The 19649-nt window shown below is 69.1% G+C and carries 22 protein-coding genes and 1 tRNA gene; 15 read left to right on the plus strand and 8 right to left on the minus strand.

Going from position 1 to position 19649, the window contains the following annotated elements; all coding sequences use genetic code 11:
• Positions 1 to 2 precede the first annotated feature (2 nt).
• From AC1DWP_RS02605 to AC1DWP_RS02615, 3 genes are all read left to right on the plus strand, one after another.
• On the plus strand, positions 3 to 443 hold the full coding sequence (locus AC1DWP_RS02605; protein WP_477612884.1) for a hypothetical protein: 441 nt from the start codon (positions 3 to 5) through the stop codon (positions 441 to 443).
• A gap of 227 nt (positions 444 to 670) precedes the next feature.
• Positions 671 to 1300 (plus strand): hypothetical protein, encoded by a 630-nt coding sequence (locus AC1DWP_RS02610; protein ID WP_477612885.1) that lies wholly within the window; start codon positions 671 to 673, stop codon positions 1298 to 1300.
• On the plus strand, positions 1297 to 2037 hold the full coding sequence (locus tag AC1DWP_RS02615; protein WP_477612886.1) for a hypothetical protein: 741 nt from the start codon (positions 1297 to 1299) through the stop codon (positions 2035 to 2037). The genes AC1DWP_RS02610 and AC1DWP_RS02615 overlap by 4 nt, the downstream gene beginning before the upstream one ends.
• 194 nt (positions 2038 to 2231) lie before the next feature.
• Here the strand turns inward: AC1DWP_RS02615 and AC1DWP_RS02620 are convergent, their stop codons facing one another.
• Both AC1DWP_RS02620 and ald read right to left on the minus strand, forming a co-directional pair.
• Positions 2232 to 3821 carry an ATP-dependent DNA ligase gene (locus AC1DWP_RS02620; protein WP_477612887.1) on the minus strand — a complete coding sequence of 530 codons (1590 nt, stop codon included), beginning with the start codon at positions 3819 to 3821 and terminating at the stop codon, positions 2232 to 2234.
• Positions 3822 to 3859: 38 nt separating this feature from the next.
• A complete protein-coding gene (ald, locus tag AC1DWP_RS02625; protein WP_477612888.1) occupies positions 3860 to 4978 on the minus strand; it encodes an alanine dehydrogenase in 1119 nt (372 codons plus the stop codon).
• A 213-nt stretch (positions 4979 to 5191) separates the two neighbouring features.
• Here ald and AC1DWP_RS02630 point away from each other — a divergent pair, with 213 nt between their 5' ends.
• On the plus strand, positions 5192 to 6154 hold the full coding sequence (locus AC1DWP_RS02630) for an anti-sigma factor RsbA family regulatory protein (protein WP_477612889.1): 963 nt from the start codon (positions 5192 to 5194) through the stop codon (positions 6152 to 6154).
• 57 nt (positions 6155 to 6211) lie between these two features.
• On the opposite strand, the gene AC1DWP_RS02635 is transcribed toward AC1DWP_RS02630, so the two are convergent.
• Both AC1DWP_RS02635 and AC1DWP_RS02640 read right to left on the minus strand, forming a co-directional pair.
• On the minus strand, positions 6212 to 6394 hold the full coding sequence (locus AC1DWP_RS02635) for a hypothetical protein (RefSeq protein ID WP_477612890.1): 183 nt from the start codon (positions 6392 to 6394) through the stop codon (positions 6212 to 6214).
• A 133-nt stretch (positions 6395 to 6527) separates the two neighbouring features.
• Positions 6528 to 7631 (minus strand): beta propeller repeat protein, encoded by a 1104-nt coding sequence (locus AC1DWP_RS02640; RefSeq protein ID WP_477612891.1) that lies wholly within the window; start codon positions 7629 to 7631, stop codon positions 6528 to 6530.
• Between the two features lie 243 nt (positions 7632 to 7874).
• Here AC1DWP_RS02640 and AC1DWP_RS02645 point away from each other — a divergent pair, with 243 nt between their 5' ends.
• Both AC1DWP_RS02645 and AC1DWP_RS02650 read left to right on the plus strand, forming a co-directional pair.
• Positions 7875 to 8276 (plus strand): hypothetical protein, encoded by a 402-nt coding sequence (locus AC1DWP_RS02645; RefSeq protein WP_477612892.1) that lies wholly within the window; start codon positions 7875 to 7877, stop codon positions 8274 to 8276.
• 116 nt (positions 8277 to 8392) lie between these two features.
• Positions 8393 to 9163 (plus strand): hypothetical protein, encoded by a 771-nt coding sequence (locus tag AC1DWP_RS02650; RefSeq protein WP_477612893.1) that lies wholly within the window; start codon positions 8393 to 8395, stop codon positions 9161 to 9163.
• A 46-nt stretch (positions 9164 to 9209) separates the two neighbouring features.
• Here AC1DWP_RS02650 and AC1DWP_RS02655 read toward each other — a convergent pair.
• Positions 9210 to 9296: transfer RNA gene (locus AC1DWP_RS02655), tRNA-Leu, on the minus strand.
• Positions 9297 to 9445: 149 nt separating this feature from the next.
• Between AC1DWP_RS02655 and AC1DWP_RS02660 the strand changes: the two genes are divergently transcribed.
• Together AC1DWP_RS02660 and AC1DWP_RS02665 are read left to right on the plus strand one after the other, a co-directional pair.
• Positions 9446 to 10777, plus strand: coding sequence for a M20/M25/M40 family metallo-hydrolase (locus tag AC1DWP_RS02660; protein WP_477612894.1), 1332 nt, complete (start codon positions 9446 to 9448; stop codon positions 10775 to 10777).
• Positions 10778 to 10867: 90 nt separating this feature from the next.
• Positions 10868 to 11647 (plus strand): hypothetical protein, encoded by a 780-nt coding sequence (locus AC1DWP_RS02665; RefSeq protein ID WP_477612895.1) that lies wholly within the window; start codon positions 10868 to 10870, stop codon positions 11645 to 11647.
• A 33-nt stretch (positions 11648 to 11680) separates the two neighbouring features.
• On the opposite strand, the gene AC1DWP_RS02670 is transcribed toward AC1DWP_RS02665, so the two are convergent.
• Positions 11681 to 11866 (minus strand): DUF5703 family protein, encoded by a 186-nt coding sequence (locus AC1DWP_RS02670; protein ID WP_477612896.1) that lies wholly within the window; start codon positions 11864 to 11866, stop codon positions 11681 to 11683.
• Between the two features lie 39 nt (positions 11867 to 11905).
• Here AC1DWP_RS02670 and AC1DWP_RS02675 point away from each other — a divergent pair, with 39 nt between their 5' ends.
• On the plus strand, positions 11906 to 12241 hold the full coding sequence (locus AC1DWP_RS02675; RefSeq protein WP_477612897.1) for a hypothetical protein: 336 nt from the start codon (positions 11906 to 11908) through the stop codon (positions 12239 to 12241).
• A gap of 4 nt (positions 12242 to 12245) precedes the next feature.
• Here the strand turns inward: AC1DWP_RS02675 and AC1DWP_RS02680 are convergent, their stop codons facing one another.
• On the minus strand, positions 12246 to 13184 hold the full coding sequence (locus tag AC1DWP_RS02680) for an aldo/keto reductase (protein ID WP_477612898.1): 939 nt from the start codon (positions 13182 to 13184) through the stop codon (positions 12246 to 12248).
• A gap of 64 nt (positions 13185 to 13248) precedes the next feature.
• Here AC1DWP_RS02680 and AC1DWP_RS02685 point away from each other — a divergent pair, with 64 nt between their 5' ends.
• Both AC1DWP_RS02685 and AC1DWP_RS02690 read left to right on the plus strand, forming a co-directional pair.
• Positions 13249 to 14307, plus strand: coding sequence for an LLM class F420-dependent oxidoreductase (locus tag AC1DWP_RS02685; RefSeq protein WP_477612899.1), 1059 nt, complete (start codon positions 13249 to 13251; stop codon positions 14305 to 14307).
• 61 nt (positions 14308 to 14368) lie between these two features.
• Positions 14369 to 15226 (plus strand): undecaprenyl-diphosphate phosphatase, encoded by an 858-nt coding sequence (locus AC1DWP_RS02690; protein WP_477612900.1) that lies wholly within the window; start codon positions 14369 to 14371, stop codon positions 15224 to 15226.
• 47 nt (positions 15227 to 15273) lie between these two features.
• On the opposite strand, the gene corA is transcribed toward AC1DWP_RS02690, so the two are convergent.
• Positions 15274 to 16254 carry a magnesium/cobalt transporter CorA gene (gene corA, locus AC1DWP_RS02695; RefSeq protein ID WP_477612901.1) on the minus strand — a complete coding sequence of 327 codons (981 nt, stop codon included), beginning with the start codon at positions 16252 to 16254 and terminating at the stop codon, positions 15274 to 15276.
• A 58-nt stretch (positions 16255 to 16312) separates the two neighbouring features.
• Between corA and AC1DWP_RS02700 the strand changes: the two genes are divergently transcribed.
• Genes AC1DWP_RS02700 through mshC form a run of 4 tightly spaced genes read left to right on the plus strand, consistent with a single transcriptional unit; the run spans position 16313 to position 19639 of the window.
• Positions 16313 to 17011 (plus strand): MSMEG_4193 family putative phosphomutase, encoded by a 699-nt coding sequence (locus tag AC1DWP_RS02700; RefSeq protein ID WP_477612902.1) that lies wholly within the window; start codon positions 16313 to 16315, stop codon positions 17009 to 17011.
• A 9-nt stretch (positions 17012 to 17020) separates the two neighbouring features.
• On the plus strand, positions 17021 to 17560 hold the full coding sequence (locus tag AC1DWP_RS02705; protein ID WP_477612903.1) for a DUF3090 domain-containing protein: 540 nt from the start codon (positions 17021 to 17023) through the stop codon (positions 17558 to 17560).
• Between the two features lie 38 nt (positions 17561 to 17598).
• Positions 17599 to 18369 (plus strand): SCO1664 family protein, encoded by a 771-nt coding sequence (locus AC1DWP_RS02710; RefSeq protein ID WP_477613422.1) that lies wholly within the window; start codon positions 17599 to 17601, stop codon positions 18367 to 18369.
• 22 nt (positions 18370 to 18391) lie between these two features.
• Entirely contained in the window at positions 18392 to 19639 is a 1248-nt protein-coding gene (gene mshC, locus AC1DWP_RS02715) for a cysteine--1-D-myo-inosityl 2-amino-2-deoxy-alpha-D-glucopyranoside ligase (protein ID WP_477612904.1), read from the plus strand.
• The last annotated feature ends 10 nt before the right edge of the window (positions 19640 to 19649 follow it).

Raw genomic sequence — 19649 nt, forward strand, 5'->3', positions numbered from 1 at the left:
TCATGGCAGCCGAGTCCTTCAAGGAACAGCAAGGTCTGCTCGCAGAGTGGGAAGCACGCCTACCGGGCGTGGTCTCCGAGGCGCGGGGCAACGAACCTTCGGAGGTTTCCTTCGGTGAGCGGCACGGTAGTTGGATCCTGAGCATCGCGTGGCACCAAGCTGACATGCTTCGAATCGCTGAACTCGCGATCACCAATCCCGAGGCTGTGCCGGACGACCAGACGGACGCGGTGGCTATCGAGGTCCGCGCATCGGCCACAACGGACGAACGGTTCGTCGTCGAGAAGCCGTATGAGAGTCGTCGATCGGTAAAGCGTATTCCGGATGACTTCCTTGCGTTGAGGCTGGCCACTGCGGTACGTCGAGCCGCTGCCTTCACCCCTCAAAACCTTCAGCAGACCTATGTGACGGGAGGGGGTCTCGACGAGAGTCTCGACGTCTGATTCCCGTCTCGGAACGCACCGAGAGGGCCTGGCGCCGCGCTGTACTCGCGGGCGGAACGAGCACGTCCAGGAACCGCGCGGATGATGCGCTCGGGCCCCATCGGGAGTCGGTGCGAGTGCGACGCGCCCGCCCACTACCAGGTGGCTCATTCTGGAAGCGCACCGCAATCTGCGTGTGGAAATACAGAATCTGTGAGATGTTCTGTACCTATCCACTAGGGGGACACATGGCTGAGGCGGAACTCGATCAGTTGCTGAAGCGGATGCCGGCGATCGCAGAGGCGGTCGAGAAGTTCACTTCCGAGGCGATTCAGAGTCAGGTGTTGGAAGCACTAATCGGCGCGTTCCAGGTGGGCGCGGGCTCCGACGACGACGAGGGCGTGACCGACGGATTGGCGTCCGGCGATAGCAAGGCGGACGCGCGTACCGTCACCGAGCCTTCCGGTCTCGCGGCCGCGAACGGCACGGGCACCGCGAAGCGCACAGCGCGTAAGTCCGCAGGTTCGCGAGCGAAGCAATCGTTCTCTCTCGACAAGGACCTGGACATGGTCCGAGGCGGTCCGAAGAGCCTCAAGAATTTCGTCGGCGAGAAGCAGCCAAAGACCGTGCTCGACAAGGTGCTCGTTTCCGTGTACTGGCTCACTCGGATTCTGGAAGGCGATCAGCCTGCCACGCTCGACCGCGTGTACACCTGCTTCAAGCACATGGAGTGGCCCATCCCGAGCGATCTGGCAAACACCGCTCAGCAGGCAGGCGCCAAGGGCTGGCTCGACAGCCGTAAGCGCGACGACATCAAGGTGGTCATTGGAGGCGAGAACCGGGTCGAGCACGAACTGCCCGCGGAGCCGAAGAAGTGACCCAGCCGACTCTGCTTGAGTTCCTCAGCCCCGTGCTGACTGGATCGCGTCGTGACATCTGCCTCGCCGCGATGCTCTATCTCAAGCATGCGCCCGACGGAATCACGGCGTCGGAGCTGAAGCAGGCGCTCACTGCCGCACGAGTCCCGAAGGCAAAACAGTTCAACGTCGCAGACGTTCTCGGAAAGGCTGGGGCGCTGGTGAAGGTGGAGCCTGGCACACGCCCACATCGGTGGTCGCTCACGACGTCCGGCGAGAGCCACGTCGCGGACTTGCTGGGGCTCCACGCGCCGCAACCTGAAGCGGTCAACGCCGCCGATGGTCTAACGGCGCTACTCGGACGAATCGGCGACGAGGTCATCAAGGGCTACGTCGAGGAAGCTCTGACTTGCTATCAGGTTGACGCACGGCGCGCTGCTGTCGTGTTCCTGTGGTCTGGAGCGATCCGACACCTTCAGCAAGCGGCCCTAGCCTACGGAACGTCCGTGATCAACCAGGCGATCCAGAAGCACGACCAGCGATCGAAGTCTGTTTCCAAGGTCGAGGACTTCTCTGGAGTCAAGGACGTCACCCAACTGCTCGCCTTCAGGGAAGTCGGTCTGCTCGACAAGGGCGAGTGGCAGACCCTCCAGGAGGGTTTGGATCTCCGGAACCGATGTGGCCACCCGACGCGCTACCGACCCGGCGCCGCCAAGGTCGCCGCGTTCATCGAGGACGTCATCAGCATCGTGTTCTAGCGCATTCCGGAGCGAGGCGGGGGAACCGGGATCCACTCCCAGAGCCCGAGCAGTCCGGACAGGGGACAGGAGCCTTCAGCGCGGGCCGCGGCCAGCGTCTCTCGGTTCTGGCATCCAGGAGCGCCGTCAATCCGGCATCCGGAGGCTCCCCAGGGCCGTCCTGCGCTGTCCGTTCGCTCCGCTTGGGCGACCGATTAGGGCACCGGCTTTTCCAGATGCGACCGAACCATGTCGATCGTGTCGGCTTGGTCCGGTTCCTTGTCATCCCGATAACGGACGACTCTGGCGAAGCGGAGCGCAGCGCCACCCCGGTAACGACTTGACCGCTGGACGCCGTCAAAGGCGATCTCGACGACCTGCTCCGGCCTCACGTAGACGACGTGACGATCGCGCTGAGTCTCGAGTGCAAGGAAGCGCTCGGTCTGCCACGCCAGCATCTCGTCGGTCATTCCCTTGAAGGTCTTTCCAACCATGGTCCAGCCGGGTTCGTAACGATCCTGCAAAGTCTTGCCCAACATCACGAGTCCGCCCGTATCTGGGTCGCGGGCACCGAGGTGGATGTTGGACAGCCACCCACGGCGTCGGCCGCTGCCCCACTCGACCGCGAGCACCACGAGGTCGAGCGTGTGCCGGGGCTTGACCTTCACCCAGCCCGCACCACGTCGGCCGGCGGCATAGGGCGCTGACGGGGCCTTGACCACGACGCCCTCGTGCCCATCGCCCACCAGGCGCCCGAAGAAGTCCCCTGCCTCTGCGGACGTGGCCGCGGTGATCCGTGGCACCAGGGAGGGGCCGGGAACCAGCTCGGCGAGCCGGGCGAACCGAACCGAGGCCGGCAGCTCGAGCAGGTCCTCGCCGTCGACATGGAGCAGGTCGAAGAAGTACGGGGTGACCGGCACCCGGGCCCTCAGCTCGGGTACACCGGTGCTGCTCATCGTGCGGGACGCTGTTTCCTGGAACGGGCGGGGTCGCCCTGCGGCGTCGAGCGCGATGGCCTCGCCGTCGATGACGACGGTCTCGACGTCCAGTGCGAGGACTGCCTCGACCACCTCAGGTAGTCGATCGGTGATGTCGTCGAGCGAGCGCGTGAACAGGCGCACCTCGTCGCCGTTGCGGTGTGCCTGGAGCCGGATGCCGTCGAGCTTGCCGTCGACCACGACCCCCTCGATGGTGTCACCCACCTGCTCCCACGCGGCGTCGATGTCCGGGGCCGACGCCGCGAGCATCGGTCGCAGCGGTCGACCGACCTCGAGGTGGATCGCGGCCAGCGCGTCGGCGCCCCCGGTCAGGGCCGCCGCGGCAACCGGCCCGGCATGCCCTGCCAGCATCACCGCGCGCCTGACGTCGGCCTCCGGCAGCGCGGAGGCCGACGCGATCGCCGCCAGCATCACGCCGTCGAGAGCGCCCTGCCTCACCTGCCCGGTCACCAGCGCTCGGAGGTAGTCCTGCTCGGGTGCGGTCAGCCGGGCGAACAGGGCCCCCACCGCGGCTGCCCTGGTGGCCCCCGACCCCGAGCCCGAGATGGCGCCGATCGTGGTGAGGGCGGCGTCGACCTCCGCCACCGTGATGGTGGCCGAAGGCGCCGGCTCGGGGAGGGCGGACAGCCCGCGCCAGCTCACCCCCACGCGTCGCTGCGGCAGCACCCCCGAGAGGTATGCCGCGACCGTCGCCGCGTCGTGTGGGCCGGCCGCACGCAGCGCGTCGGCCACGGCTGCCGTCTTGGCCAGCCGGGACCGCGTCTCAGTGGCAGCACGCGAGGCGGCGACGACGTCAGCGAGGAGCACGGACCCACGCTAGTCTCGCCCGCCGACAGCGGAGGGGATCAGCCGGCCAGCACGGTCTTCAGGTCGACGGACTCGAAGCCGTGGGCCTCGGCAACGGGTGCGTACGTCACTGCTCCGTCGTGCGTGTTGAGCCCCAGGGCGAGGGGCCCGTTGGCCCTCAGCGCGTCGCGCCATCCCTGGTTGGCGAGCTGCACGGCATACGGGAGGGTGACGTTGGTGAGGGCATAGGTGCTCGTGTGGGGCACCGCGCCCGGCATGTTCGCCACGCAGTAGAAGACCGAGTTGTGCACCTCGTAGGTGGGGTCGGCGTGCGTGGTCGGCCGCGAGTCCTCGAAGCAACCGCCCTGGTCGATCGAGATGTCGACGAGCACCGAGCCCGGCTTCATCCGGGAGACCTGCTCGTTGGTGACCAGCTTGGGTGCCTTGGCACCGGGGACCAGCACCGCGCCGATGACCAGGTCCGCGTCGATGATGGCCCGCTCCACCTCGTAGGCGTTGGAGGCGACGGTCTGGCAGTGCCCCTGGTAGATGGCGTCCGCGTGCCTCAGCTTGGCGATGTCGCGGTCGAGCAGCAGCACCTCGGCCTGCATGCCCAGGGCGATCGCGGCGGCGTTCATGCCGGAGACCCCGGCGCCGATGACAACCACCTTTGCGGCATACACCCCGCTGACCCCGCCCATGAGGACGCCACGGCCGCCCTGGGCGCGCATCAGGGTCTGAGCGCCGACCTGGGGAGCCAGCCTGCCGGCGACCTCGGACATCGGGGCGAGCAGCGGCAGCGAACGGTCCGGAAGCTCCACGGTCTCGTAGGCGATACCGGTGACCTTGCGCTTGACGAGCTCTTCAGTGAGGGGCTGGTCGGCGGCGAGGTGCAGGTAGGTGAAGAGGGTCTGGCCCTCGCGCATCCGGTGGTACTCCGGCTCGATCGGCTCCTTGACCTTGAGGATCAGGTCACCGGTGCCCCAGACGTCGTCCGCGGTGCCGAGGATCGTCGCACCCGCGGCGATGTAGTCCTCGTCGAGGATGGAGGAACCGACCCCCGCCTCCTTCTCGACGAAGACCTCGTGGCCGTTGACGACGAGCTCGTGCACACCCGATGGGGTGATGGCCACGCGGTACTCGTTGTTCTTGACCTCGCGCGGAATGCCGATCTTCATCTGGTCCTCCTGGTTGGTCCCTCACGCAGTGGTCCATCGCGTGTGACGGCGACGTCAGGCCGCCACCGCCCACCTTCCCAGATGCGCCATGGCGATGACACGTTTTCGCTGTTCAGCAGGTTTTCCGGACTTGCACCGTCGGCGTGCGTGGAGGCGTACCCTTTGCGTGAGTCCGGGTGCTGCGTCCCGGTCGGCCGCGCGCACGGAGCTCTCATGGGCATGACACCTTCCTCCCTCGCCGTGGGGGAAGCGCGCGCCAGCAACGGCTACGTCCATGACGTGATGTTCTGGTCGCGTCCGGATGCGTTCGTCCACGACACCGTCGACTTCGTGCGCGGGGGGCTGCTGGCTGGCGAACGCGTCCTCGTGGCGCTCCCCGCACCTCGCCTGCAGGCGGTCCGGGCGGCCCTCGGCGACGAGGCCAGGCACGTGGACTTCGCCGCCATGGAACACCTCGGCGCCAACCCTGCACGGATCATCGCGGCGTGGGTCCAGTTCGTGACCGAGTCGGGGGACCGACCCTCGCGTGGGGTTGGTGAACCCCTCTGGGCGGGGCGGTCGAGTGTCGAGGTCAGCGAGTGCCAGCTGCACGAGGCCCTGCTCAACGACGCCATCCCGGCGTCGGCGCCGTTGTGGTTGCGCTGCCCCTACGAGGTCGGGGCGCTGCCTGATGAGGTCGTCGACGTCGCCCTGCACTCGCACCCGTGGGTGGCGCAGCCGAATGGCACGCCGACGGCGAACGAGTCCTACGCGGGAGGCGAGCAGGGTGCGTTGGCCTTTGCGACGCCGCTCCCGGATCCGCCGGTCACGAGCATCGTCCGGACCATCACGCACGAGACCCTGCGGTCCGTCCGCGACCTGGCCCTCCACGTGGCTCGCGTCTGCGGAGTCCCGCAGGAACGAGCCGAGGACCTCGGGCTCGCGCTCCACGAGCTGGGTGTCAACTCGGTCGTGCACGGCAACGGCGGCACCCTGCGACTGTGGCGCACGCCGGAGGCCTTGGTGTGCGAGGTCACCGACCGCGGTGTCGTGGCGGACCCCCTGACCGGGCGACTCGCCCCGAGCACCGAGGAGCCGGACGGCCGCGGGCTGTGGATGGTCAACCAGCTCTGCGACCTCGTGCAGCTGCGGTCGTGCGACACCGGGACGACCGTGCGGGTGCACACCTGGCTCTAGCCCGTCAGCCCTCCTCGCGTGGGGACGCGTGTGGGGGAGCCGCGTGTCGGGGCCCCGTCAGGGGGCGACGGTGGACGAGTGGAGCAACGCGGCGATGAGGGCCGAACGCCAGGCCAGCGGGGCCTGTGCCGGCGTCCGGCACGATGCGCCACCGCACTCGCAGACCCAGATCCAGCCCCGCGCTCCGCGCAGGACGCGCGGGTGGTGGCTGGTGCTGCGGTGGATGGTGTGCGTGCTCACGTCTTCGACGGTAGAAGCCCGTCAGGTATGCCGTGCACGGACGCGCCGCGGATCGGCCGAGTTCACCCCATGGAAGGGCCGAACGGACGAGGCGGGGGTCAACCTCTCGGAACCCGCGGTGCTGAGCGCGAGGTCAGCTTGCCGGAGTGACCGTCAGGTTGTTGACCTTCACGATGGTGGAGTCGCTCATACCCAGGTAGACGCTGCCGTTGACCACGGCCACGGACTGGGCGCCGGTGGGTGCCGTGCTGAGCGCGGTCCACGAGCTGCCGTCGAGGCTGCGGTACAGGCCGGCGGAGGTCAGGGCGTAGATGTAGCCGTCACCCGGGACGGCCAGGTCGGAGAGTCCCCCGATCGCGGCGGTCACCGCGCTCACCCCGTTGAACGTGGTGACGCCGTAGGACGAGCCTCCCGCGCAGACGATCTTGTTCTTGAAGACCTCGACCCGGTTGGCAGCCACGGTCCCGCACGGCCGGTCGACGGACCCGGGGGAGACGGTCGACCAGGTGACCCCGTTGAAGGCGCGCAGGGGCGTACCTCCCGTGACACCGCTGGCCTGGAGGTACATCGTGCCGTTGATGGCGGCCGCCCAGTAGTAGCGCTCGTACCCGTTCTCGACGGCCGAGGTGTCCTTGGCGACCAGCTGCCAGGTCTGGCCCCCGTCGGTCGACCGGTAGGCACCCGCCCCGCCGCCCGCCACCGCGGGGTCGTACTGCCCGACCGAACCGACCATCCACAGGTCGTTCCCGGTCAGGGTGGCGACGTCGTAGACGTGAACTGCGGGGGCCTTCATCTGGTTGGTCCACGCACCGGTGGCGTTGGTCGCGTACCCGACGTTGGAGGTCCACGGAACGCGCGGGTCCGTCATCGGCGCGTAGAGCTTGCCACTGACCTTGCGGTAGACGCTGATCTCCTCGCTCGGCACCTCGAGCTGGCTCCCCGAGAACGCCTTGGTCGCGGGGTCGAACGTGTGCACCTGCTGTGGTCCGGTGTTCGCGTCGTAGTCGCCGTAGGCGACGTAGAGCCTCCCGCCGTCGAGGCCGAGGTCGCGGATGAGGTGACCCGAGGCGGTGGGTTGTGCCGCAGCGAACGGGTCGGTGCCCACCACGGTCGTCGTGTGCGACGGAACCGGTGTCGGCTTGACCGGCTTGGCCGCCTGGGCGGGACTTGCGGCGACGATCGCCGCGGCTGCGACGACGGTGGCGAGGACGGCAGGTGCTGCGTTGCGGAGATGCATGCGAACTCCCACGATGGGTGCCGTTGGTCCACTGCCACGGCAGGTCGCCGGACACAGCAGGGCCGACCCGGTGGGGGGCGCGCCGCTACCAGCCTTGCGCGCCTTCAACCCCATGCAAACGTCTTTACCAAACCTTTAATGAGTTGTTCTGCTGTTTACCGAACGCAGCCCAAATCATCATGGTTTCCTCTTCACATCCAGAAGGAAGAAACCCTTCCAATTCGGCTCACGCGGGGAGCGTCCATGGCAAATGAACTCGGCATCGTCATCGAAGAGCGGCTGCGCGAGAAGGGGTGGTCCGTCTCGCAGTTCACGTTCGAGAGCGGCCTGAGCCCGGAGGTCGTCGTCAACCTGGTCGGCCCGGAGCAGCTGTCCGCCATGCCCGACGAGTCGACGCTCTCGCGGCTCTCGAAAGCCCTTGACCTGCCCTACCGTCAGCTGGTGGTGGCGGCCGGGATCGCGTGTGGGCTGCCGAAGAACCAGGAGGGTGAGCCCACGTTCGTCCTGCGGTTCGTGTCGAACCAGGAGCTGGTCAACGAGCTGCGTCGCCGGCTCGTGCGGGGTCGGAACACCGGCGATGCCCGGCAGCGACGACTGACGCACCTCGCGCTGATGCAGACCGCCCTGCTGAGCGAGGCGAGCTGACCCCGGTGGACGCCCAGCGCGCATCCACACCCGCTTGACCGGTACATTCGGGGACAAACCCCGTGAAACGGCGGTAGGCGAAACCGTTCCTGGGCCCCCCGGAGGAAGGGTGACGCGTGCTCGCACTGGACACAGCGTGGCTTCGGACGCGGATCCAGCTCGAACGCGAGGTGGTGACCCGCGAGTCACTCGCGGGGGCGCTGGAACACCGGCTGCACGGCCCTGAAGTCGACCATGGGGAACTTCGACGGGGATGCGACTATGCCGCCGAGGTCGGGCTTGCCGCGGTCCTGTGTCGTCCCGAGCACCTGGCCACCGCGGCCCGCCGACTCACTGGGAGCGGAGCAACGCCCGTGACGGCTCTTGCCTTTCATGACAGGCCGTCGCAGTTCCATGACCCGGTCGACCTCGCTGCCGAAGCCATGGAACTGGTGTCCCTCGGCGCCTCAGAGGTCGCCTTGGTCGTCGCACCCGGGCGCGAGAACGACTGCCTGCACCTGATTGCCGAGCAGATCGACGCGGTCGTGGAGGCCGTGACGCCGCAGGCCGGCAAGGTGCGCGCCCTGATCGACACGACGGACGCCTCCAAGGACCAGCTGACCGCGTGCACGGCGCTGCTCGGCGCGGCGGGGGCGGTGCTCGTCCAAGGGGGCTCGTTCCGCGGCGACCGCGCGACCTTCTCCCAGATCGAGGCCATGCGTCACACGCTTCCCGCCGCGGTCCTGCTGAAGTGGACACAGCCGCTGAGGTCGGTCGAGATGATGCTCGTCTGCATGGCCTTGGGCGTCAACCGGTTCAACGGCGACGTCCCGGCCCTCTTGGCAGAGGCCAAGCGGAGCACGCAGCGTGCACCGCTCATGCTCCCGATTTACGGCGTGGACTTCTGACGCGAAGAACGACCCCGACGATGACGCGTGTCGGGGTCGTTCCATGTGGTGTCCGGAGGGGGACTTGAACCCCCACGCCCGTTAAGGGCACTAGCACCTCAAGCTAGCGCGTCTGCCATTCCGCCACCCGGACAAGGTGCTGAGCAGGCCCTTTGGGGAGCGCCTGCTGCGACCCGGAACGATAGCACGCAGCACACCGCATCTCCCAAACGGCCCAGCCCCCAACGGATCCCGTGGAACGACCGGCCGCGTTGCATACCCAACGCCCTTAGTCTGGACGGCATGAGCGAGGTCACCGAGTCCGCCACCACTCCCGTCGACGAGGTCGTGCGGCTGTGTCGTGACCTGATCCGGATCGACAGCACCAACTACGGCGATGGCTCCGGACCCGGCGAGCGCGAGGCCGCCGAGTACGTCGTGGCCCAGCTCCGCGAGGTCGGCCTCGAACCCACCGTCATCGAGAGCGACCCCGGACGCACCAGCGTCGTGGTCCGGATCGAGGGCGAGGACCGCGACCGCCCGGCCCTGTGCATCCACGGTCACCTGGACGTCGTACCCGCCAACGCCGCCGACTGGCAGGTCGACCCGCTCGCGGCCGAGCTGAGGGACGGCTGCATCTGGGGCCGCGGCGCTGTCGACATGAAGGACATGGACGCCATGATCCTGGCCAACATCCGCGACCTGGCCCGCCGCGGTGCCAAACCGCCGCGGGACATCGTGTTCGCCTTCTTCGCCGACGAGGAGGCCGGAGGTGTCAAGGGGAGCCACTACGTGGTCGACCACCACCCGGAGCTCTTCGAGGGCGTGTCGGAAGCGGTCTCGGAGGTCGGTGGCTACAGCGTCACGGTGCCGACCGCCGGAGGCGAAACCCGGGCCTACCTGGTCCAGACCGCAGAGAAGGGCATCCTGTGGCTTCGCCTCACCGCCCGCGGACGGGCCGGTCATGGTTCGGTGCCCAACGACGAGAACGCCCTGGTGCGCCTGGCCGAAGCCATCACCCGCATCAACGAGCACAAGTGGCCACGGGAGTACATCGCCTCGGTGCGCGAGCTCCTGGACGGCCTTTCCGCCGTCACCGGCACGTCCTACTCCGACGAGGACCTCGACGACCTGCTCGACCACCTCGGGGGTGCCCAGGGATTCGTGAGGGGGACGCTGCAGGACACCGCCAACTTCACCATGGCCGAGGCGGGGTACAAGCACAACGTCATCCCGCAGAGCGCCTGCGCCTCGCTCGACTGCCGGTTCCTCCCGGGCCACGACGACGACCTCCTCGACACCATCCGGGAACTCGCGGGTGAGCACGTGGAGGTCGAGGTCGTGCACCGTGACATCGCGCTCGACGCCCCCTTCGAAGGGCCGCTCGTCGAGGCGATGAAGGCGGCCCTGCTCGCCGAGGATCCCGGTGCCGAGGTGCTGCCCTACTGCCTGTCCGGGGGGACCGACAACAAGGCGCTGAGCACCCTCGGCATCACGGGGTACGGGTTCGCCCCTCTCCAGCTGCCGGCTGACCTCGACTTCGCGCCCATGTTCCACGGCATCGACGAGCGGGTGCCGGTCTCGGCGCTCGAGTTCGGGACCAAGGTGCTCCAGCGCTTCATCGCCACCTGCTGACCGCGCACAAATCCCTGCTGCAGCCGTATCCCCGCGGTCCGGCCCGTCGTTGAGCAGTCCGTAGTGGACACACGCGAAGGGCGGACGGTCATGGGGACTGGTCAACGGATCAGTGGCGTTGCTCGGCTCGGCGCGGTCCTGGCCCTCGCGGGAGGGGTGGTTCTCCTCGGTGAGGGTGGCGCCCATGCTGCCCCCCAGGTGGTGCCTGACCCCGTTGGCGCGGTGGTCGGCACCGCGACCAGCCTCGTGCCGGCGCCGCCACCTTCCGGCCCGACCACGCCGGTGACCCAGGTCATCGGCGCCGTCAAGGGTGCCCTGGAGAGTCCTTCGGGGAAGGGGTCCGGCAGCGCTCCACAGCGGAGCACCCCGGCTCGCACCGCGCCGGGGACGAGCACGTCGTCACCGGCGGCCAGCTCCTCGGCCGCGCGCGTCGGCGCAGCACCCGCTGCGGACGGTGACACCGTCGTGGGCGCGGACGTCACCGTGCGGAACCTGCTGGGGGCGTGCGTACGGCTGACCCGCGCCGGTGTGCCGGCCCGCACCACGATCGTCGTGCTCGACCGCAACCTCCTCGACGAGCTCAGGGCTGTGGGGCTGCCCGTGGAACGCTTGCTCGTGCCCTGCCCGGCCGGAGCGTCAGTCGGCACCTCCCAGGGATCCACCGGCGGCACCACCAGCGCGGCCGCCACGTCAGCCAACCCGACGGGGAGCGCAGCGAGGGTTGGTGTCTCGGGGTTGCTCGCGTTCACGGGCGCCGACCTCGCACCCACCGTGCTGCTGGCCAGCGGCTTGATCGCCCTCGGGATCGCCTTTCTGCGCAAGGCCCACGGGCTCGTCGACTACCGGGCAGCGGGCACGAACAACGCCTGACCGGAGGTCGGCACCGACTCCCGCCATCCCTCGTCAGATGGGGCGCGGCGCCCGGATGATCTTGCGGCGCAACCAGGTCCGTTGCAGACCACCGAGGTAGATCCGGGTGCGGTGCAGCTCCCAGTGGCCGTACTCGGCGTGCTCGGTCAGCGTCCGGCGAATGTCGGATCGCGAATCTGTTCGGGTGAAGCTCACCACGCGGTACTCGTACTCAACCATCGTCCGCCATTTTGCCGTAGAACCCGATACCGTCGAGCCATGACCGCAGACCCGCGTGGCGCGCTGGCCAACCTCATGACCGCCTTCGAGCGGCACCTCGAGGCATCGGCATCCAAGCGGGGCGAGGAAGACCCAACGGTCATCGCAGCCTACGACGACCTGGCCGACGCGTTCGCGACCTACGACGACGCCCTCCTGCAGGCGTACGGCGAGATGACGCCGCTCGACATCTATGACGGCGACGACGACGACGACGATGACGAAGATGCCGAAGACGACGAGGACGACGACGAGGAGCTGGACGACCATCCCGACGAGGACGGCGACGGCGGTGTCTACTCAGGACTGGACGACGCGGACTACGACGAGTCCTGACGCCTCAGGCTGAGATCTCGTCCAACGCGGCCACCAGCTCGTCGGGGAGCTCGAGGGACTCGCTGGCGAGCGAGGTGCGCAGCTGTGCCGTGGTCCGGGCGCCGACAACGGGGCTGACCACGCCCGGCCGGTCTCGCACCCAGGCCAGGGCGACCTCGGCCAGGCTGACCTCCAGCCCCTTGGCGGCGATGGCGAGCGCCTCGACGATCCCGGTGCTGCGGTCATCGAGGTAGCGGGCCGTGAACCGGGGGAAGTCCCGCGAGGCTGCTCTGGAGTCTGCGGGCACCCCGTTGCGGTACTTGCCGGTCAGCACGCCCCGGCCCAGCGGCGACCATGGGAGCAGCCCGAACCCCAGGGCCTGTGCGGCGGCCAGCAGGTCGGGCTCGGCGCTGCGGTTGGCAAGGGAGTACTCGATCTCGTTGGCCACCAAGGGGACTCGCGCCTGCTCCAGCAGCGACATCGCCCGGGCCGCCTGCCAGCCACTGAAGTTCGACACACCGACATAGCGCGCACGCCCGGTGTTGACGGCCCATTCCAGCGCCGACAACGTCTCGGTCAGTGGCGCCTCGTCCGACCAGGTGTGGACCAGCCAGAGGTCCACATGGTCGGTCCCGAGCCGTTCGAGTGAGGTGTCCAGCTGGCTGAGCAGGCTGTGCCGAGAGGTGTCCACGACGCGGTTGCCGGAGCGGCGGGAGATGCCGGACTTGGTGCAGATGACCAGGTCCTCCCGCTGGACGTCGTCGTCGATGAGGCGGCCGATGATCTCCTCGGAGGCGCCGTCGGAGTAGCCGTGTGCGGTGTCGACGAGGTTCCCCCCGGCATCGAGGAACGTGCGCAGCTGCTCGCGTGCGCCTTCCTCGTCCGTGGTCCGGCCCCACGTCATCGTCCCGAGGGCAAGGCGGGACACCGACAGTCCGGAGGTGCCCATTCGTCGCTGGCGCATGGTCCCGTACGGTAGTCGGCCGCCGCCCGGCTGACGCGGCGCACTCGCCGCTAACCTCGCACCCATGGAACTCGGTGTGAACCTCGGCTACTTCGGCATGGGCGTGGACCAGGACAACGTGGCGGTCGCGCAGGAGGCCGATCGGCTCGGGTATGCCGTGGCGTGGGCTGCCGAGGCGTACGGCTCGGACGTCCCCACCGTGTTGTCGTGGATCGGCGCCCTCACCGAGCGGATCGACCTCGGTGCGGCAGTGATGCAGATCCCGGCGCGGACGCCGGCCATGACGGCGATGACCGCGGCCACGCTCGACACCCTGTCCAAGGGCCGCTTCCGCCTGGGCCTGGGCGTCAGTGGTCCCCAGGTCAGCGAAGGGTGGCACGGTGTCCCGTTCGGGGCGCCGCTCGGGCGGACGCGCGAGTACGTCGACATCGTGCGGATGGCCCTGCGACGGGAGAGCCTGGCGTATGCCGGGAAGCACTTCACGCTCCCGGTGGCCGACGGCCCCGGCAAGGCCCTCAAGCTGACGATCCACCCGCCGCGTCCAGATCTCCCGATCTACCTCGCGGCTGTGGGGCCCAAGAACCTGGAGCTCGCAGGTGAGGTGGCCGACGGGTGGCACGCGATCTTCTTCAGCCCCGAGCACTCCGGCGACCTGGTGCAGTCCGTGGTCACTGGCCGCAGGCGTGCCGGCCGGGGGACCGACGACAACCCCCTCGAGGGTTTCGACATCGCTCCGTCGGTGCCCGTCGTGATCGCCGACGACGTCGAGGCCGCCGCAGACGCGATCCGTCCCTACGCGGCCCTCTACATCGGTGGGATGGGTTCGCGGGAGCAGAACTTCTACAACCAGCTGGCGGTGCGGATGGGGTTCGAGGAGGCGGCGGCGCGGGTGCAGGACCTCTTTCTGGCCAGGCAGCACCGTGATGCCGCAGCCGCGGTGCCCTTCGAGTTCATCGACGCCACCGCCCTCATCGGCCCCCGCGACCGCATCCGGGACCGGCTGGCGCGCTACGCCGACGCCGGGGTCGGCACGCTGTCGATCGCACCCTTTGCCGGAGGGCTCGAGGACCGGCTGCATGTCGTGCGAACGATGGCGGAGCTGATGGGGGAGACTGGCCCGTGACCTCGGCGCCGCACCGCTTCCTCCTCAGGCCTGACCGCCTCACTACCCCGAAAGCAGACCGTTGACCCTGAGCTATCTCGACGCCCTCATCCTCGGCATCGTGGAGGGGCTGACCGAGTTCCTCCCGGTCTCCTCCACCGGACACCTGACGATCACCGAGAAGCTGCTCGGCCTGACGGTCGACGACCCGGGGGTGACCGCCTACACCGCGGTGATCCAGCTCGGGGCGATCGTCGCCACGCTGCTCTACTTCGGCAAGGACATCGTCCGGTTGCTCGTGGCGTGGGTGTCCGGCCTGGTGAGCGCTCCGGCCCGGGCCCACCACGACTACCAGCTGGCCTGGGCCGTGATCGTCGGGTCCATCCCCGTGGGCATCGTCGGCTTCGCGGCCAAGGACCTGATCAGCGGCGGCCTGCGCAGCCTGTGGGTGGTCGCGGTGGCCCTCATTGCCTGGAGTGCCGTGATGTGGCTCGCCGAGACCCGCCACACGATGCTCACCCGCCAGGGGGTCGAGCGCGGCGAGGGACAGGTCACCCTCGTCGACGGTGTGGTCATCGGCCTGGTGCAGTGCGCTTCCCTCGTCCCCGGCGTCTCGCGGTCGGGCGCGACCATCTCCGCCGGGTTGTTCCGCGGGCTGGACCGGCTGACGGCCACGCGGCTGTCGTTCTTCATGGCGATCCCGGCCCTGACGGCTGCGGGCATCTTCGAGCTGCTCAGCGAGACCGACCACCTCAAGCTGCTCGGCATCGGCCCGATCATCCTCGGCGTCGTGGTGTCCTTCGTCGTGGCCTACGCCTCGATCGCGTGGTTGCTGAAGTTCGTCAGCAGCAACAAGATCACGGCCTTCGTCTGGTACCGCGTCGCCCTGGGCCTCGTGCTCCTCGTCGTCCTGGCCGCTGGTTGGATGACCGCCACCTGAGGCACGAGGGCGTCGTGGTCAAGGCCCCGTCAGCGCCACCGGTGGGGTCAGAGCCAGCCCGACTTGCGGAACGCGCGGTAGAGGCCCACGCAGGCCGACGCCATGACGACCAGCACGAGGTAGTAGCCGTACTGCCACCGGAGTTCGGGCATGTTGTCGAAGTTCATGCCGTAGACGCCCGCGATCATCGTGGGCACGGCCGCGATCGCGACCCAGGCCGAGATCTTCCGCATGTCGCTGTTCTGCTGGACGCTGATCTGCGCGAGGTGGGCGTTGAGGATGTCGGTGAGCAGCCGGTCGTAGGACTCGACGTGGTCGATCACGCGCAGGAGGTGGTCCGCGACGTCACGGAACAGCAGCCTGACCTCCTTGTGGGGCAACGGTGACCGCGACCCGTCGTGGAGCATCCGCAGCGGCGCGGCCAGGGGGACCGCCGCGCGACGGAACTCCAGCACCTCACGCTTGAGCTGGTAGATCGTCGTCGAGCTCGCGGACCTGGACCCCGAGAAGACGGCGGCCTCGATCTCTTCGAGGTCCTTCTGCAGCTCGGCGTCGATGGAGACGTAGTTGTCGATGATGCTGTCCATCACCGCGTGGACCACCGCGATCTCTCCGTGGCGCAGCGTCTCGGTGTTGGCCTCGAGCCCCTGCCGCACCCCCGCCAGCGGGTTCGCCTCGCCCCTCCGGACGGTCACCACGAACCTGTCGCCGACGAAGAGCATCACCTCGCCGGTCTCGATGTCGGAGGTCTCCTCGATGTAGCGCAACGTCTTCATCACCACGAAGATCGTGTTGTCGTAGAGCTCCACCTTGGGTCGCTGGTTGCCCTTGACCGCGTCCTCCACGGCCAGCGGGTGCAGCTTGAGCTCGTCGTTGACGAGGTCGAACTCCGCGTCGGTGGGGTTCTTGAGCCCGATCCAGAGGAAGGCGTGGGGGTCGTCCCCACCGCGTAGCTCCTCCAGCGCGTCGCTGAGGTCGCCGCACGGCAGCCGTTGGCCCTGGCGGTAGATGGCTTGGTCGACGATCACGGCCCTACTTCACCACGTCGCGGACGAGCGAGCGAGCAGCGCGCCGTAGAGTGCGCAGGTGCCCACCGTCCTGCTGGTCCGTCACGGCCACTCCAGCGCCAACGGTGAGGGCATCCTCGCCGGCCGGCTGCCCGGCATCCACCTCACCGACCGGGGTCGCGAGCAGGCCAGCCTCCTCGCGGAACGGTTCCGCGGGCTGCCCGTCGCGCGGGTGGTGAGCAGTCCGCTCGAACGCTGCCTCGAGACTGCGACGCCCATCGCCGCGGCGGTGGGCGTCGAGGTCACCGTCGACGACGACCTCCAGGAGTGCGGTTACGGGGCGTGGACAGGCCGGCCGCTCGGTGAGCTGGCCAAGGAGGCGTTGTGGAAAGCCGTCCAGGACGCCCCGGAGACGGCCCGGTTCCCGGACGACGACCGGTATGCCGGCGAGAGCCTTCGCGCCATGAGTGACCGCGTCGTGGCGGCCGTCAGGCGCCACGACCGGGAGGTCGGCGAGGCGTCGGGAGGCTCCATGCTGTGGGTCGCCGTGACCCACGGTGACCTCCTCAAGGCGGTCCTAGCCGACGCGACCGGGTCCGGTCTGGCCCGGTTCCAGAGCTACACAGCAGACCCCGCCTCGGTCTCGGCGGTGCGGTACGGCGGTCGACACACGTTCCTGCTGACGGCAAACGACCTGACCCCCGACCTGACCCGGTTCCAGCCGACACCCGATGCGCCGGTCGCGGGCGACGCAACCGTCGGCGGGGGAGCCGGTTAGAGTTTCGCCATGGGGCTCGTCGAGTTTGATCCACCGGACCGGTTCGTCGCCGGCACCGTCGGCCCGCCGGGGCAGCGCACCTTCTTCCTCCAGGCCAGCGAGGGACGTCGACTGACCAGCGTCTCGCTGGAGAAGCAGCAGGTGTCGGTCCTCGCCGACCGCATCAACGACCTGCTCGACAGCTATGCAGCGGGGGAGGGTGGCGACCACGCCGCGGCCGAGGTCGTCGACAACGCACCGCTCGACACCCCGATCGAGGACGAGTTCCGTGTCACTGCGCTGAGCCTGGCCTGGGACGACACCCGGCACGTCGTGGTGATCGAGTGCCTCGACCGAGACCCCGACGACCCCGAGGCTGCCGTCGACCCGGAGGTCCTCACCGAGGAACCTCGACAGGTGCGGGTGGTGCTCTCCCCGTCGAGGGCTCGGGCGTTCGCGCGCCGGGCCCAGTCGGTCGTGTCCGCCGGTCGCCCGCCCTGCCCGTTCTGCGGTGGCCCGCTCGAACCAGAGGGGCACATCTGCCCCCGCGCGAACGGCTACAAGCGCTGACCCAGCCAGCAGGCGGCGCACGGGTCACCCTCGACCTCCTGACGCGCGCAGACCTGGTGGTGCTCGGGGCGTTGGCCGACGCCTCCAACCTCGCCCTGCTCGTGCGACTCGGCGACGACGAGGGACCGCTGGCCATCTACAAGCCGATCGAGGGCGAGCGACCTCTCTGGGACTTCCCTGACGGGTCGCTGGCGGCCCGCGAGGTGGCTGCCCACCTGGTCAGCGCCGAGGGTGGGTGGGACGTGGTGCCAGAGACCGTGCTGCGCGACGGACCCCGTGGTCCCGGATCGGTGCAGCGGTGGGTCGGCGACCCGCAGACCCAGCCGGAGTACGTCGTCGACGTCGTGGCGCCCGACGCCGTTCCGAAGGGATGGCTGGCTGTGCTCCGCGGACAGGACGAGCGTGGCCGGCCGGTCGTGGTCGTGCACGAGGACAGCACGGACGTCCGGGGAGTCGCGGCCTTCGACGCGGTGATCAACAACTCCGACCGCAAGGGCTCGCACCTCGTCCGTGAGGGCGAGCGCCTGCGAGGGTTCGACCACGGCGTGAGCCTGCACCAGGACGACAAGCTGCGGACCGTGCTCTGGGGCTTCGCTGGTCAGCCGCTGTCCTCAGCCGACCTGTCCCGGATCACGACCGTGCGCGACGCCCTGGGTGACGCGACGTCGTCGCTGCACGGCGGCCTGTCAGGACTGCTGACCACGGCCGAGCTCTCCGCCCTGGAGGCCCGCTGCGCGGCGCTGCTCGCCGAGGCGGCATACCCACTGCCCACCGGCGAGTGGCCGGCCATCCCGTGGCCGCCGCTGTGAAGGGCCCCCGTAGGCTTCCGCTGTGATCTCCTGGCCCACGCCCTTCCTCCCCACCGTGCCCGGCACCGGCCACCCCGTGCAGGTCTTCGACTCCGCGACCGGCGCGGTCCGCGCCATCACTCCCGGGCCGACCGCGCGGATGTACGTCTGCGGGATCACGCCCTACGACGCCACCCACATGGGGCACGCCGCCACGTACGTCACGTTCGACATCCTCGGTCGCGCACTGCGTGACGCGGGGCACGACGTCGAGTACGTCCAGAACATCACCGACGTCGACGACCCGCTTCTCGAGCGAGCGACGCGCGACGGGATCAAGTGGGAAGACCTTGCCGCGCTGGAGATCTCGCTGTTCCGCGAGGACATGACCGCGCTGGCGGTCATCCCTCCAGACCACTACGTGGGTGTCGTCGAGAGCATCGAACCCGTGGGAGCCGCCGTCCGCGCACTGCTCGAGCGGGGAGCTGCCTACCCGGTCGACACCGCGGAGTCCGACGGAGACGACCTCTACCTCGACATCTCGGCGGACGCCGGCTTCGGCGCTGTGTCCAACTGGAACCGCGAGGAGATGCTCGCGGTCTTTGCCGACCGTGGCGGCGACCCCGATCGGGTCGGCAAGCGCGACGAGCTCGACCCCCTTCTGTGGCGGGCCGCTCGCGAGGGTGAACCGTCCTGGACGGTCGAGGGTCTGCCCGACGGTCGGCCCGGCTGGCACGTCGAGTGCACCGCGATCGCGCTGGAGCACCTGGGCATGGCCTTCGACATCCAGGGTGGGGGGACGGACCTGATCTTCCCCCACCACGAGATGAGCGCGACCCAGGCCGTGGTGCTGACCGACGAGCGGCCCTTCGCACGGACCTACACCCACCAGGCGATGGTGGGTCTGGACGGCCAGAAGATGAGCAAGTCCAAGGGCAACCTCGTGCTCGTCTCCACGCTGCGCGCCGACGGCGTCGACCCGATGGCCATCCGTCTGGCGCTGCTTGCCCAGCACTACCGCACGGAGTGGTCGTGGACCGACTCCGTGCTGGAGGCGGCCCAGGAGCGGCTGGAGACCTGGCGCGCCGCCCTCTCGGTCAACACGGCACCCGACTCCACGGACGCCGTCGAGGCGATCCGCGCGCGGGTGGCCGAGGACCTCGACACCCCGGGCGCACTGGCTGCCGTTGACGCGTGGGCCCGGCAGACCCTGACCCGCGGCGGCACGAGCAGCTCCGCCGCGGGGGTGCTCTCCCGCGCCCTCGACGCCATCCTCGGAGTCAGGGTCTGAGGCTGGTCAG

It is taken from the genome of Pedococcus sp. P2_F6, from assembly GCF_056403675.1.